At 62.7% G+C, this 13831-nt stretch carries 12 protein-coding genes; 1 reads left to right on the forward strand and 11 read right to left on the reverse strand.

Going from position 1 to position 13831, the window contains the following annotated elements:
• Positions 1-3 precede the first annotated feature (3 nt).
• The 3 genes from ACF8R3_RS17125 to ACF8R3_RS17135 form a co-directional block, all read right to left on the reverse strand.
• Positions 4-222: a hypothetical protein gene (locus tag ACF8R3_RS17125; protein ID WP_392515944.1), complete on the reverse strand. Its 219-nt coding sequence runs from the start codon at positions 220-222 to the stop codon at positions 4-6.
• The gene (locus ACF8R3_RS17130; protein WP_058639760.1) at positions 219-689 is read right to left on the reverse strand and encodes a hypothetical protein; all 471 of its coding nucleotides are present in this window, start codon (positions 687-689) and stop codon (positions 219-221) included. Before ACF8R3_RS17130 ends, ACF8R3_RS17125 begins: the two co-directional genes overlap by 4 nt.
• Positions 690-1148: 459 nt before the next feature.
• The gene (locus ACF8R3_RS17135; RefSeq protein ID WP_023534004.1) at positions 1149-1553 is read right to left on the reverse strand and encodes a TraR/DksA C4-type zinc finger protein; all 405 of its coding nucleotides are present in this window, start codon (positions 1551-1553) and stop codon (positions 1149-1151) included.
• Positions 1554-3039: 1486 nt separating this feature from the next.
• Between ACF8R3_RS17135 and ACF8R3_RS17140 the strand changes: the two genes are divergently transcribed.
• Positions 3040-3945, forward strand: coding sequence for a LysR family transcriptional regulator (locus ACF8R3_RS17140; RefSeq protein ID WP_392475244.1), 906 nt, complete (start codon positions 3040-3042; stop codon positions 3943-3945).
• Positions 3946-3955: 10 nt separating this feature from the next.
• Here the strand turns inward: ACF8R3_RS17140 and ACF8R3_RS17145 are convergent, their stop codons facing one another.
• The 8 genes from ACF8R3_RS17145 to ACF8R3_RS17180 form a co-directional block, all read right to left on the reverse strand.
• A complete protein-coding gene (locus tag ACF8R3_RS17145) occupies positions 3956-4651 on the reverse strand; it encodes a response regulator (protein ID WP_392515926.1) in 696 nt (231 codons plus the stop codon).
• Positions 4648-7302, reverse strand: a complete 2655-nt coding sequence (locus ACF8R3_RS17150) for an ATP-binding protein (RefSeq protein WP_392515927.1) — start codon at positions 7300-7302, stop codon at positions 4648-4650. Before ACF8R3_RS17150 ends, ACF8R3_RS17145 begins: the two co-directional genes overlap by 4 nt.
• Positions 7303-7324: 22 nt before the next feature.
• Positions 7325-7891: a potassium-transporting ATPase subunit KdpC gene (gene kdpC, locus ACF8R3_RS17155; protein ID WP_326384104.1), complete on the reverse strand. Its 567-nt coding sequence runs from the start codon at positions 7889-7891 to the stop codon at positions 7325-7327.
• 10 nt (positions 7892-7901) lie between these two features.
• Entirely contained in the window at positions 7902-9956 is a 2055-nt protein-coding gene (kdpB, locus tag ACF8R3_RS17160; protein WP_078478816.1) for a potassium-transporting ATPase subunit KdpB, read from the reverse strand.
• Between the two features lie 9 nt (positions 9957-9965).
• Complete coding sequence (kdpA, locus tag ACF8R3_RS17165; RefSeq protein ID WP_392515928.1) at positions 9966-11660, reverse strand: potassium-transporting ATPase subunit KdpA; 1695 nt, start codon at positions 11658-11660, stop codon at positions 9966-9968.
• Between the two features lie 10 nt (positions 11661-11670).
• Complete coding sequence (gene kdpF / locus ACF8R3_RS17170; protein ID WP_058639621.1) at positions 11671-11760, reverse strand: K(+)-transporting ATPase subunit F; 90 nt, start codon at positions 11758-11760, stop codon at positions 11671-11673.
• 134 nt (positions 11761-11894) lie between these two features.
• Positions 11895-12944: an AI-2E family transporter gene (locus ACF8R3_RS17175; RefSeq protein WP_392515929.1), complete on the reverse strand. Its 1050-nt coding sequence runs from the start codon at positions 12942-12944 to the stop codon at positions 11895-11897.
• An 11-nt stretch (positions 12945-12955) separates the two neighbouring features.
• Positions 12956-13750: a DUF4892 domain-containing protein gene (locus ACF8R3_RS17180; protein WP_392515930.1), complete on the reverse strand. Its 795-nt coding sequence runs from the start codon at positions 13748-13750 to the stop codon at positions 12956-12958.
• Positions 13751-13831 lie beyond the last annotated feature (81 nt).

Consider the following 13831-nt stretch of genomic DNA (forward strand, 5'->3'; position numbering starts at 1 on the left):
CGCTTAGCCTGGCTGCTTACTCAGCCGCTGCAGTGCTCGCCTGACCATGGCCACGTAATGGGGCGGGCCCTGGGTATACAACTCGGCGGCTACCCAATCCAACCATCGCCCGCCCACCGCTTCACGTGCTGCGAGCAGCCGCTGCGCCTCGGCCATGGCGCGCGCCTGGTGCTCACGGTGATAGTGTTCCCGTGATCCAGGCGCTTGCGCTGGCAGCGTCACTCGCTTGCCTTGAACGTCGTCAGCTCACCCTTGCGCCATTTCGCAACCTTGCCGGTCACAGCCTTCAACAGCTTGCCTAGCCCTTCCTGAATTTGCTGCTCGGCGGCAAACACCAGCATCACGCTATGGCCTTCCCGCAATACGATCCCCTCGCCTTCCTGAACCGATACGAACGCGTAGTCGCCAACGCCGTAGACATTGAGCTTGATGTCGCGAAAACGCATTTCCAGCTTGCCGCCTTCGCGGCTGGGCAGCACGGCGGCACGAAAATGGTCGCCGACTTTCAATTCAAGGCGCTGCTTGTCATCAACCACAAGCGCATTTTGCGTGTCGATCTCGGCCATGTAGAGGCCATCAGGGTTTTGCTCGGTGACATAGACGAATCGACCCTGGAACAACTGGGCCAGTTTCCCACGCAAATCGCCAAGGGCGAACAACGCGTGTGTATCAAGAGTGCTGACTGCCAATGAAGTAATCCTCAACCGTTTACAACCCGCCCTCGCAGGAGCTCGCGAAGCACGGCCATTTCAAATCGATAGGCAATGAGATTAATAAAACGCTGGGCGACATGTCTGTGCCCGCTGACGATGCAGCGTGCAGGATTTTTCACTCTAACGGCCGGCGTTGCTGTCGCTTGCATACCCTTGGGCAATGCCCAAGCGCTACCGGCGTAACGTCTGACATTGCACGTCCATGAAAATGCGATTCCGGATGGGTGCGTGGTCTTGGCGCCTGATGGCGACTCGCACACTGTTGTCGGTGGGGATATCCGAAGACAGTGAAATCCATGAGAGACGCCCTGTTTTAACAGGCTTGCCGGTTATTGCGCAACTGCTCCGGGCAAATTGCATGGGTCGTTGCGGCTTGATTTGCGAAATGCAAAAAGCCCCACGAATCGCTCCATGGGGCTTGGCAACCTGACCGGCTCAGGCCTGACGCTGATGGCGATCAAGCTGCTCGTGGCGCTCTTGTGCTTCGATGCAGTACTTGGTGGTTGGACTGATCAGCAAGCGCTTAAGACCAATTGGTTCACCGCTGTCGTCGCACCAGCCGAAGCTCTCGTCGGCAATACGGTCAAGCGCCATCTCCAGTTGCGGGAGCAGGCGCTGATCGCGATCGATGGCATTCACCAGCCAGCTACGCTCTTCTTCGACCGATGCCACATCGGCAGGATCCGAGGGGGTATCCAGGCCTTCGATGGTGGCACGGCTCAGCTCGATGCGTTCATGGGTCTCGACTTTCATCGCTTGCAGCAGCTGAGTGAAGAAGCTCAGCTGTTCAGCGTTCATGTAGTCATCGGCCGGCATGGCCAGCAACTGTTCCTTGGTCATCGATTTCTCTATGAAAATAGGTGCATTTGGGCGATTCGTTTGCCGCTGATGCTTTGGCATCGGCAGCGGAAATTTTTCGAGCGCCAGTCGGCACTCTTTAACAAGGGGCGGCAGTCTAAGGCGCAGCGTCGCCTTGAGCAACAGCAAAATGGGGTGGCGTTGGCATTCGCTGCTTACGATCCGCCGGCCGGTGCTTGCATTTGAAGGTATAAGCGCGAGTTTGAGCAGTGCGGGTAGATTCGGCGGCATGTTTACTGCAATGCAGGAGTAACGTTGAAAATTATGATGCCTTGGAACCTCGATAACGCTATAGGGGAGCGCTTCGCACTCCATCGCGGGACAAGCCCGCTCCTACAGAGGGAGCTTTAAACATATACACATTAAAAGATTCACTGTAATAAATAGGCACGAGGCAGCAGCTACTGAGCGCATCGCAAACTTCTTTAAACTCCAGCTCAACATATATAGCTAATTCCTGCTCTTGCTCTTGCTCTTGCTCTTGCTCTTGCTCTTGCTCTTGCTCTTGCTTTGGCTTTTGATCTGGCTTTTGATCTTCGCGACTTCAGGAGGCCGAACGCAGGGCTTGCGGAGGGAGGTGACAGGCATGGATGCCTGTCAAGCGCTGGGCCCCAGGATGGGGCCTGCAGCGCGGTCCTCCCGGGAGCAAGACCGGAGTGAGGGAACCCCGAAGCGCAGCGTAGGGGCCGTATGAATGGAGCACAGCGTTTTTTGGTTACTTTTTGTCGCGTTTGACAAAAAGTGACTCGCCGTAATGGCGAAAAGGTGACTAAGCGTCGCCATCGCAAATGGACTATGCTCTCTTTCAATACACACGCCAACGCAATCAAACTTAAAACTTAAAACTTGAAACTTAAAACTTAAAACTTGAAACTTAAAACTTAAAACTTAAAACTTGAAACTTGAAACTTGAAACTTGAAACTTGAAACTTGAAAGCGTGGGCGCGCACAGCAAGTTGGTATTCATTGCCGCGGGTGGCGCACAGTCACCTTTCCGCCCTTACGGCGGCTCACTTTTTGTCTTGTCAAAAAGTGAGCAAAAACCGCCTGCTCCTATCATCCGGCCCCTACGCTGCGCTCCGGGGTTCCCTCACTCCGGGCTTGCTCCCGGGAGGACCGCGCTGTAGGCCCCATCCTGGGGCCCAGCGCTTGACAGGCATCCATGCCTGTCACCTCCCTCCGCAAGCCCTGCGCTCAGCCTCCTGAAGTCGCGATCTGCGGCGCCTGAGCTACCGCGCGCTTAGAAGCAAAAGCCAAAGCAACGGCAACGGCAACGGCAACGGCAACGGCAACGGCAACGGCAACGGCAACGGCAACGGCAACGGCAACGGCATCTTGGGCTTAAACTGTAGCTCCAGTTCCAGGACGAATCTAATAGATGGGCATTGAAGGCCCGGTAGGCGGTAGCAATCCCCCCGCCCCAGCATTACCCTCGCCCCACCCAATCGGCTCATCAGCAGGCACCCGCATGGCCTTCACCAGTGACTCCCTGACGATCTTCCTGGCCGTGCTGGAGGCCGGGTCTTTTTCCGCTGCAGCGCGCAAGCTGGGCCGGGTGCCATCCGCGATCAGCATGGCCATCGCGCAACTGGAGGCAGAACTGGACCTGCCGCTGTTCGACCGTACCACCCGCAAAGCCTTACCCACCAGCGCAGCGCTGGCGCTGGAGTCGCAGGCCAGGCAGGTGATCTGCCAGCTGAACCTGCTCGATGCTCAGGCCCTGCAACTGCATCAAGGGTTGGAAAAACGCCTGACCATCGCCATGGCACCCGAACTGCAAACAGGACCCTGGAGCCAACCACTAGACGCCTTGGCGCAGGCCTTTCCTGGCCTGGAAGTGGAGGTGCGCTCGGCCAGCCAGCGCGAGGCCATCCGCTTGCTGCATGACGGTACCGTGCAACTGGCACTGGTCTTCGAACGCCCAGGTATCGATGAGCGTGAGTCGTTTCTCGAAGCCGGCAGTCAGCTACTGGTGGCAGTCGCCTCCCCCCGTCACCCCGCCGGCATGCAGGGCGCCTTGCCCCTGCCCGAAGAGACCTTCGCCGAACAGCGGCAGATCATCGTCGCCTCCGGCAACCCCACCGGTTCCGACCCGCGCATGGTGCTGTCCCGGCGCATCTGGCTGACCGATAGCTACCTGGCCACACTGGAGCTGGTGCACTCAGGCCTTGGCTGGGCCTATCTGCCGCAGCCCCTGGTCGAGCCGCTCATCGCCTCGGGCGCGCTGGCTGAGGTGCGCTTTGACAACATGGCCAGTCGCCTGCGCCTGTGGGTGGACATCATCTGGATCAAGCCTCGACCCTTGGGCCTCGGCGCACGGCACTACCTGGACAGCGTCCGCAAGCTATTCGAAAAGGACCCGCCCAGGGCCTGAGCCAGGCCGCTCACTGCACCGGGGCGAGCAATCGGTACCCTACCCCTGCCTCGGTGGCGATGAAGCGCGGCGCCATCGGGTCATCGCCAAGCTTCTGCCGCAGGTGCCCGACCACGATGCGCAAATAATGCGTGTCACCCACATGGGTTGGCCCCCAGATGTCCTTGAGCAGTTGCTGCTGAGTGATAACGCGCCCGGGATGGCTCGCAAGTTGCGCCAACAGTGCATATTCCTTGCGGGTCAAGGTCACATCGGTGTCTTCCAGGGTCACGCGTCGCAAGGCAAGATCGACGGTCAGCGGTCCGATGCTGATGCGGGCCGGTGCGCTGCCCATCTGCGGCACCTGCCTGAGCAGGGCACGAACGCGTGCAAGAAACTCCTGAATGCCAAACGGCTTGGTCACATAGTCATTGGCGCCGGCGTCCAGGGCGTCGACCTTCTGTACTTCGCTGGCGCGTACCGACAAGACCATCACCGGCACCGTGCTCCACTGGCGCAGTTCGCGCAGCACCTGCTGCCCGTCCATGTCCGGCAGGCCAAGGTCGAGGACCACCAGGTCAGGCTTACCCAAGGCAGCCTGCGCCAGCCCCTGGGTGCCGTTCTCCGCTTCAAGGACTTTATAGCCCTGAGAAGCCAGGCTGATGCGCAGGAATTTGCGGATCTGAGGCTCGTCATCGATGACCAGCAAGGTGGCGGTCTGGCTCATGGCACGTCGCTTCCGGTGTCCGGTTGGGTAGGCAGCGGCAAGCATAAGGTCATGCAGGTGCCAACACCATCTGTGCCCTCTCCAACCCTGACCTGGCCGCCATGGGCCCCGACCATGCCCTGGCAGATCGCCAAGCCCAGGCCCGTGCCCTGGCCACCGCGATCACCGCGTGCAGCGGTATAGAACATGTCGAAGACCTTGTCCCGATCCGCCACGGCGATGCCAGGGCCTTCATCGCTGACGGCGATATGCAGCTGCTGGTCGTGCACCGTCACCTCGACACGCAGGCGCCCCTGAGCAGGCGAAAACCGTGCGGCGTTCTCAAGCACGTTGACCAGGGCCTGTTCGATCAACGCGGCATGCACGAACAGCAGTGGCAAGTTGGCCGGCACCTGGGTATCGAGGTTCAGGGGTGCCAGCACGGCCCGCAGTCGATGCAGCGCGCTGCCCACGATGTCGGCAGGCGCTACCCAGTCGCGGGCCAGTTTGAGACTGCCGTGCCCCAAGCGGGTCATGTCCAGCAGGTTCTGGATATAGCGGTCCAACCGCTCGGCTTCGTCGCGGGTGCCTTCAAGCAGCTCACGTCGGTCCGATTCGGCAATGGCCTCGCCCAACGCCAGCAAGCTGTCGATGCTGCCGCGCATGGACGTGAGCGGCGTGCGCAAGTCGTGGGATACGGAGGCCAGCAATGCACTGCGCAGCTGTTCGGTCTCGCCGTGCAGACGCGCCGCCTCCAACTGCTCGGACAGCTGTGCCCGGGCCAGGGCCTGGGCCACTGGCTGCGCCAAACCACGCAGCAATCGCCGCTCGGGGCCACTGAGCGCCTGGCCTGCGCACTGAGCCACGCCCATCAAGGCCAAAGGCTGGCTGTCCACGGTCAAGGGCCACCACCACCAACGCCCTTCGGGCAGTGTATCGCTGCCAAATCCGGCCGCCTGGTCGTACTGCCAGGCCCACTGCGCCGCTGCGCGCTCGTTATCGGTAAAAGAAGTGGGATCGCCGCTGGCTACGTGCAGTTGGCCATGCTCGTCGCGCTGCAGGATGCAGACCTGCAAGCCAAGCCGGCCATCGAGGTGCTGGTGCGCAGCCTCCAGCACCGCCTGACGGTCCGTGGCTCCGGTCAGGCGGCGAGACAGGTCCAGCAACTGGATGGTTTGCGCCTGGGTTCCACGCAGGGCCTGCAACTGACTGCGCTGGCGCGCGGCAAGGTTACCCGTGAGCGCGGCCATCAGCAGGAAGAACACCAGGGTCAGCACGTCCTCTTCGCGCTGGATACTCAGGGAAAAGTTGGGCGCAATAAACAGATAATCGTACGCCAGGAAGGACAGCATCGCACAAGCCAGGGCGGGCCCAAGGCTGGTGCGCACTGCCACCAGCAGCACCGCTGCCAGAAACACCAGGGAGATGTTGGGCAACGCCAGCACGCTGGTCACCGCCCAGGCCAGGCCCGCCGCCAGGACGGTCGCGGCCAGCGCCAACAGGTAATGTCGCCATGCCCACACATACCGGGCTGCGGGCTTGGGTGCCGAGCGCTGGACGTCGCGATCGAGCACATTGACCTCCAGACCATGACTGCCCCGCAGCAGCCGTGCAGCGACACCGGCGCCGAACAGTCGGCGGCGCCACCGGTCACGGGACTGCCCTACCAGTACCAGGCTGGCACGCCGCTCGCGGGCATGCTCGATCAGCGTACGAGCCACCTCCGCAGCGCGCAGCACGACCACCTCCCCACCCAGGCGCTCGGCCAGTTGCTGGGCGGCTTGTATTCGCTGGCGCCCGTTCTCGTCGTGCAGGCGCCCGTTGTCCACGTGGACCAGGCTCCAGGGCAAGTGCCGACGCTGCGCCACGCGGCTGGCATGACGCACCAGGCGCTCAGCCTGGTCGTCGCCATCTACCCCGACCAGCAAGCGCCCGCGCAGCGCTGGCGCTGCAGTGCCGCCCTGGCGATAGCCCTGGGCGGCGTCGGTATCGACCTGGGCGGCAGCGGCCTGCATGGCCAGTTCCCGCAGCGCGCTGAGGTTGCGCTGGGAAAAGAATGCGTCGATGGCCGCCCTCGCTTGCTCAGGCACGTACACCTTACCTTCGCGCAGCCGTTCGAGCAGGTCGCGTGGCGGCAGGTCCACCAGCAACAGGTCGAACGCTTCGTGTACCACCCAGTCCGGCACCGTTTCACGCACCAAAACACCGGTGATGTCGCGCACTTTGTCGTTGAGGCTCTCCAGATGCTGGACATTGACTGTGGTGTAGACGTCGATACCAGCAGCTAGCAGTTCCTGCACATCCTGCCAGCGCTTGGCGTGGCGGCTGCCCGGCGCGTTGCTGTGAGCCAGTTCGTCTACCAGCACAAGGCTGCCCGGGGTACTGAGCACCCCATCCAGGTCCATTTCGTGCAGGGTCACGCCCCGGTAACGGGTGCGCAACAGCGGTTGCTGGGGCAGGCCCGCCAACAGGGCTTCGGTTTCGGCACGCCCGTGGGTTTCGACCACGCCTACCAGCACTTGGCGGCCCATGCGCTGCTGGGCATGGGCATGGGTGAGCATGGCGAAGGTCTTGCCGACACCGGGCGCGGCGCCAAGAAACACCTTCAGCCGCCCTCGCCCCGGCTTTGGGAAATCTGCCAGCAGCGCATCGGCGCGGTCGGAATCACTCATGGGGTTTCCTTCACAGCAAGGGTCACAGGCCCTGGCCCGAACGGCTCATCCTTTCCAGTGCCTGGTTCAGGGCCAGGACGTTGACCACCGCAGGGCCCACCAATGGGCGCAGCGTGGCGGCTTCGAGCAGACCCTGCAAGCGTTCGATGGGTAGATGTCGGGCGGCGGCTACCCGTGGCAACTGATAGGCCACGGCCAGCGGCGGCAGGTGTGGGTCCAGCCCACTGCCCGAGGTTGTGACCAGCGCCAGTGGGACCGGCCCCTGCTCTGGCTGGTGCAGCGCGGCTGCCTGTGCCTGAACACGCTGCATCAAGGCTGGGTTGCCAGGGGCAAGGTTGCTGGCGCTGCTGGCCACGGTCGCGAAATCACCTGCCGAGGGACGGGAATGAAACCAACCGTCACCCTCGAAGCGCTGGGCGATCAAGGCAGAGCCGCGCACGCGACCCTGCTCGTCTTGCACCAGGCTACCATTGGCTTGGTAGGGGAACGCCACCTGGGCAATACCGGTGACTGCCAGGGGGTACAGCGCACCTGTCAGGAAGGTCATCGACAGAACCAGGCTCAGAGCCGGGCGTAGGTATGCAGTCATGATGGCCTCCTCAGACCAGGTGCAAGGCGTTGAGCAGCAGGTCGATGACCTTGATGCCGGCGAACGGTACGATGATGCCGCCCAGCCCGTAGATCAGCAGGTTGCGCCTGAGCAGCTGCGCAGCACTGGCAGCCTGTACCTGCACCCCACGCAAGGCCAACGGAATGAGCACGACGATAATCAGTGCGTTGAACACGATGGCCGACAGGATCGCGCTCTGCGGGCTTGCCAGCTGCATGACGTTGAGCACCCCCAGCTGCGGATAAATCACCGCGAACAACGCTGGCAGGATGGCGAAGTACTTGGCCACGTCGTTGGCGATGGAAAAGGTCGTCAACGCCCCACGGGTGATGAGCAGCGCCTTGCCAACCTGCACCACGTCCAACAGTTTGGTCGGGTCGCTGTCCAGATCGACCATGTTGGCCGCCTCCCGTGCAGCCTGGGTGCCATCGTTCATGGCCATACCCACATCCGCCTGGGCCAGAGCTGGCGCGTCGTTGGCACCATCGCCGCACATGGCCACCAGACGGCCGTCTTGCTGCTCCTGGCGAATGCGCGCCAGTTTTTTCTCCGGTGTTGCCTCTGCCAACACATCATCCACGCCCGCTTCGGCCGCGATGGCGGCTGCCGTGAGCGGGTTGTCGCCAGTGACCATGACGGTCCTGATACCCAGCTTGCGCAGTTCGGCAAAGCGTTCGCGAATGCCAGGCTTGACCACATCCTTGAGGTGAATCACGCCCAGCAGACGCTTGTCGAGGCACACCAGCAACGGCGTACCGCCTGACTGGGCAATGCGCTCTACCTCTCGGGCAAGGGCTGTCGGCATGTCCGCGCGCTGCATCTCGACGAAGGCAAGGAGCGCATCGACGGCGCCTTTTCGATAACGACGTGGCCCCAGGTCGATACCAGACAGGCGTGTCTGGGCCGTGAAGGCTACCGGTTGGTAGTGCCCGGCCGCCGGTTCGACGAAATCATGAAGCTGGTGCAGGTACTCGACGATCGACTTGCCCTCTGCCGTGTCATCGGCCAGCGAAGCCAGCAAGGCCCCCTCCCCCAGCTCACGGGCGGTCACACCGGGCGCGGCGTACAGTGCGCTGCAGCGGCGGTTACCGAAGGTGATGGTACCGGTCTTGTCCAGCATCAAGGTGTGCACGTCGCCTGCGGCTTCCACGGCGCGCCCTGAACGTGCGATGACGTTGAGGCGCACAAGGCGGTCCATGCCGGCGATGCCGATGGCAGAGAGCAAGCCGCCGATGGTGGTGGGAATGAGTGTGACGAGCAACGCGGCCAGAAAAATCAGCGGCAAGCTGCCCCCAGCGAAGTGAGCAAAGGGTTGCAGGGTCACCACCACAATCAGAAACACCAGGGTCAGGCCGATCAACAGCATGTCCAGGGCGATCTCGTTGGGCGTTTTCTGCCGGCGCGCGCCCTCGACCAGGGCGATCATACGGTCCAGGGTGGAGTCACCGGGGTTGCTGGCGATGCGGATCAGCAGCCAGTCCGACACCAGACGGGTATTGCCGGTCACCGCCGAACGATCGCCGCCTGACTCCCGAATGACGGGCGCAGATTCCCCGGTGATGGCTGCCTCGTTGACGGCAGCGATACCTTCTATCACCTCGGCGTCGGCGGGGATCATCTCGCCAGCCTCCACCCGGACTACATCACCCTTGCGCAGGGATACAGCCGGCACGTTGTCGAAGCTGCCATCCGGATTGCGACGCCTGGCCGAGAGCCCCTGGCTGCCGGCTTTGAGGCTGTCGGCCCGGGCTTTACCCCGGCCTTCGGCCAGGGCCTCGGCGAAGTTGGCGAACAGCACGGTGAACCACAGCCAGGCTGCGATCTGCACCGCAACGCCTGGGGTGACGCCATTGGCCGGGGCCAGGCACAGCACGGTGGTCAGTAAGGCCGTAATGGCCACCACCAGCATGACCGGTGAGCGTTTGAGCTGACGTGGATCGAGCTTGAGCAACGCCTGCAGCAACGCCGGCCGCCACAGCGCGGCCAGCCGCGTCTGGGCTGCTGCGTCTGGTTGGGCCTTGATCTCTGGAATGGGCATGTTCATGGTCATCTCTCAATAGGCCTGGCTCAAATGGTCGGCAATCGGCCCCAAGGCCAAGGTCGGCAGGAAGGTCAGCCCGCCTACCAGCAGGATGGTCAGCAGCAGCAGGAGGGTGAACAGTGGCCCTTGGGTGGGAAAGCTGTTGGGGCCTTGAGGTGCCTGTGGCTTGGCTGCCAGGCTCCCAGCCAGCGCCAGGACAGGCAGGATGTAACCGAAACGGCCGATCAGCATCGCCAGACCGATCATGAGGTTGTGAAACACCGTGTTGGCGCCAAAGCCTGCGAAGGCCGACCCGTTATTGGCGGCCCCGGAGGTATAGGCATAAAGCAACTGACTGAAGCCATGGGCGCCAGGGTTGCTCACCGCTGTGGCCGGCCCTGGCAGGCTGGCAGCGACGGCGGCCAGTACCAGCACGCCGACCGGCATCACCAGCAACGTCGCCACCAGCAGCTGTACCTCGCGGGCTTGAAGCTTCTTGCCCAGGTACTCCGGCGTGCGGCCGATCATCAGCCCGCACAGGAACACTGCGATCAGCACGAACAGCAACATGCCGTACAGGCCTGCCCCGACGCCGCCGAAGATGACTTCGCCGACCATCATGTTGACCATGGCCACCATGCCTGTCAGTGGGTTGAGGCTGTCGTGCATGGCATTGACCGAACCGTTGGAGGCTGCCGTGGTAGTGACTGTCCACAACACCGAACCCGTGATACCGAAGCGACTTTCCTTGCCTTCCAGAGGGGCTGCCTGCTCCACCTCGCTGACGTGCAGCGCCGGGTTGGGCTGGTGTTCGGACCACAAAGCCGATGCGCCGCCGACCAGAAACAATGCAAGCATGCAGGCCACAATGGCGCGGCTCTGGCGCAGGTCTTTCACGTAATGGCCGAACATGAACACCAGCGCCACGGGAATCAGGATGATCGCCGACACCTCGAACAGGTTGCTCCACGCTGTCGGGTTTTCAAACGGATGCGCCGAGTTGACGCCGAAGAAGCCACCGCCGTTGGTACCCAGTTGCTTGATCGCAATCTGGCTGGCTGCCGGGCCGAGCGGGATCAGCTGCTCGGCCCCTTGCAATGTCAGGGCATGGGCATAGTCGCTGAAGGTCTGGGGCACGCCCTGCCATACCAACAGCAGCGCCAGTAGCAGGGACAGGGGTAACAGCCCATAAAGCGTGGCCCGGGTCATGTCCACCCAGAAATTGCCCAAGGCCGCACTGCTGCGACGGGCGATACCACGGCACAAGGCTACCAGCACGGCCAGGCCCGTGGCCGCACTGATGAAGTTCTGCACGGTCAGGCCGAGCATCTGGTTCAGGTAGCTGATGGAGGCCTCGCCACTGTAGGCCTGCCAGTTGGTGTTGGTCACGAAGCTGACCGCGGTGTTGAAGGCCAGCGACCACTCAAGGCCGGGTAAGCGCTGCGGATTCAATGGCAGAAGGCCTTGGGCCACCAGCGCGCCGAACAGCAGTAGGAACCCAACTAAATTGAAGATCAGAAGCGCCAGGGCATAGTGGCGCCAGCCCTGCTGCTGCGATGGGCAGACCCCAGCCACCCGGTAACAGACATTTTCAATCGGTCCCAGTAATGGCGTAAGCCAGGTGCGCCGGCCTTCCATGACATTGAAGTAGTACCTTCCCAGCCAAGGGGCCGGTAGCAGGACAATGGCGAAGAAGGCCATCAGCAAGGCGATATCGTAGGCGTGCATTGGCGCCCCCTTAGCTACGATCGGCGCGTAGTAGCGCCGTCAGCAGGTACACCGCCATGGCCACCGCGATCAGCAGTGACAACCCTTCGAGCAAGTTCATGAATCAATCCCCGTTGATGCGGCTGCGGCCGCTTTATGGGGATTTTCGGTCAGGCCAGCGTAAAGGCTCGAGATCGTGGGGGCAGGCCTGGCATAAAGAACACGTAAAGAAACATGCTCGACCAGGCGGCAGGCCTAGGCAGTCGGGGTAGGCTGCACGTTGTGACTCCAGTCCAGCAGCAGGCTGTAGCCGATGGCCAGTAACGTCGGGCCGATGAACAGGCCGATGAAGCCGAAGGCAATCAGGCCGCCGAACACGCCGAGCAACACGATCACGAGCGGTAAGTCGCCGCCACGGCTGATCAGGTAGGGCTTGAGCACGTTGTCCACGCCACTGATCACGAAGGTGCCCCAGATACCCATGAAGATCGCCATGCCGTAGTCACCCTTCCAGATCAGCCAGCCGGTCACCGGCAGCCAGGCCAGCGGCGGGCCCATGGGGATCAGGCTGAGCATGAAGGTGATCAAACCAAGCACGATGGCACCCGGCACGCCTGCGATGAGAAAGCCGATCAACGCGAGCAGGGCTTGCGCCGCCGCCGTACCGATCACGCCATTGACCACCCGTTGTACCGTGCCGGCCACCAGGTTCAGGTAATACTCGGCGCGCTCGCCGGTCAGCCGGTGCAGCAGCCGAAGCACGAACGCCGAGAGCCGCGGCCCGTCGCGGTAGAAGAAGAACACGAAGACCAGGCTCAGGGTGAGTTCCAGCACGCCACTTCCGATCTGCGCGCTGCGGGCCAGGAGCCAGTTGCCCACCTGCCCCAAGTAGGGTTTGACCGATGCCAGCAGCGCGGCGCCCTGCTGGTCCAGCGACGACCACCAGCTGGCCATGCGTTCGCCTACCAACGGGATGTCGACCAGCCACAAAGGCGCATCCGGCAGGCCATCGACCTGCACATCACGCACGAACAAGGTCGCATCACGAATGTGGTCGGCCAGGTTGAAGCCCAGCCAGACCAGGGGCAGCGCCACGATGAGGATCCAGGCGCTGGTCAACAATCCGGCGGCAAGGGTTTCGCGCCCATCCAGCACGCGGGTCAGGAACCGCATCAAGGGCCAGCTGGCGAATGCGAGGATGGCGCCCCACAGCAGCGCCGAAATGAAGGGGGCCATGACCCATAGGCCGGCGCCTAGCAATGCCAGCAAAAGGATCTGGATCAGCAGGCGATCATTGTCAACCATGGTCTTGCCCGTCAACGGATCAGTTCGAGGTGCAGGCCATCGGTCGGCGAATCGCCGAGCTCCAGGCGAGCGCTGCGTACACCGGCCTTTATCAGTGCTTCACGCCAGGCCTCGGCCTGGGCACCGCTCAGGGTGGCGCGCAAGGTGCTGTCCAGATTGAGGCTGCGTGCAAGCAGGGTTGCCCAGGCCGGCTGCGGCTCGCTCAGATCAGGATAATCGAGCTTGCCGGTGTCACGCATTTCACGCAGCACGGTTGCAGCAGTAGGCAGCAGTTCACCCAATGGGCTGGCGGCGACGAACTCCTCCACATGCAGGTAGGCCCGGCGATTACCACGGGTCACGCTGTAGAGTGCGACCAACGTATCGGCCTGCTCGGCAGAGCGGCGCAGCAGGATGAACGCCTGGCGCTCATCGCCACCATTGAGCCGAGCATTGGCAAAGACATCGTTGGCCCACAGGCTAGCCTCGCCACAGTCGCGGCCCTGGCACCAGAACAACGGATACCCGCCGTCCTGCTGCAAGGCCTCGCGCGCGCGCGTGAAAGCCTCCCGCGCGGAGCGCTCAACCGGCAGTTCATAGGTCGTGGAGCTGACCTGGCCACGGCTCTCTACTTTGTCCTCCACCCGCAGGCGGCCGCTGATCTTGCGCAGCGGCCCCAATGGATAGACACGCTCCTGCTCCACAGCCGGGCGCTGATCGACAACCTTGGCGTCCACTGGCACTGGCAGGCTTCCGGCCCAGAGCGTGGTGCTGGCGAGCAGTGCGCTGACGCCCAAGAGGCCACGCAACGCGGCAGGCGCATTCATAGGCGGCCCACGCGGCGCTCGGCGTCAAGGTGAAGCATGTACATGTCTGGCAATTGCATGGTTGTCTCCCTGATCAACCCG

Source organism: Pseudomonas sp. FYR_7 (assembly GCF_043106155.1).
GTDB classification, from domain to species: domain Bacteria; phylum Pseudomonadota; class Gammaproteobacteria; order Pseudomonadales; family Pseudomonadaceae; genus Aquipseudomonas; species Aquipseudomonas parafulva_B.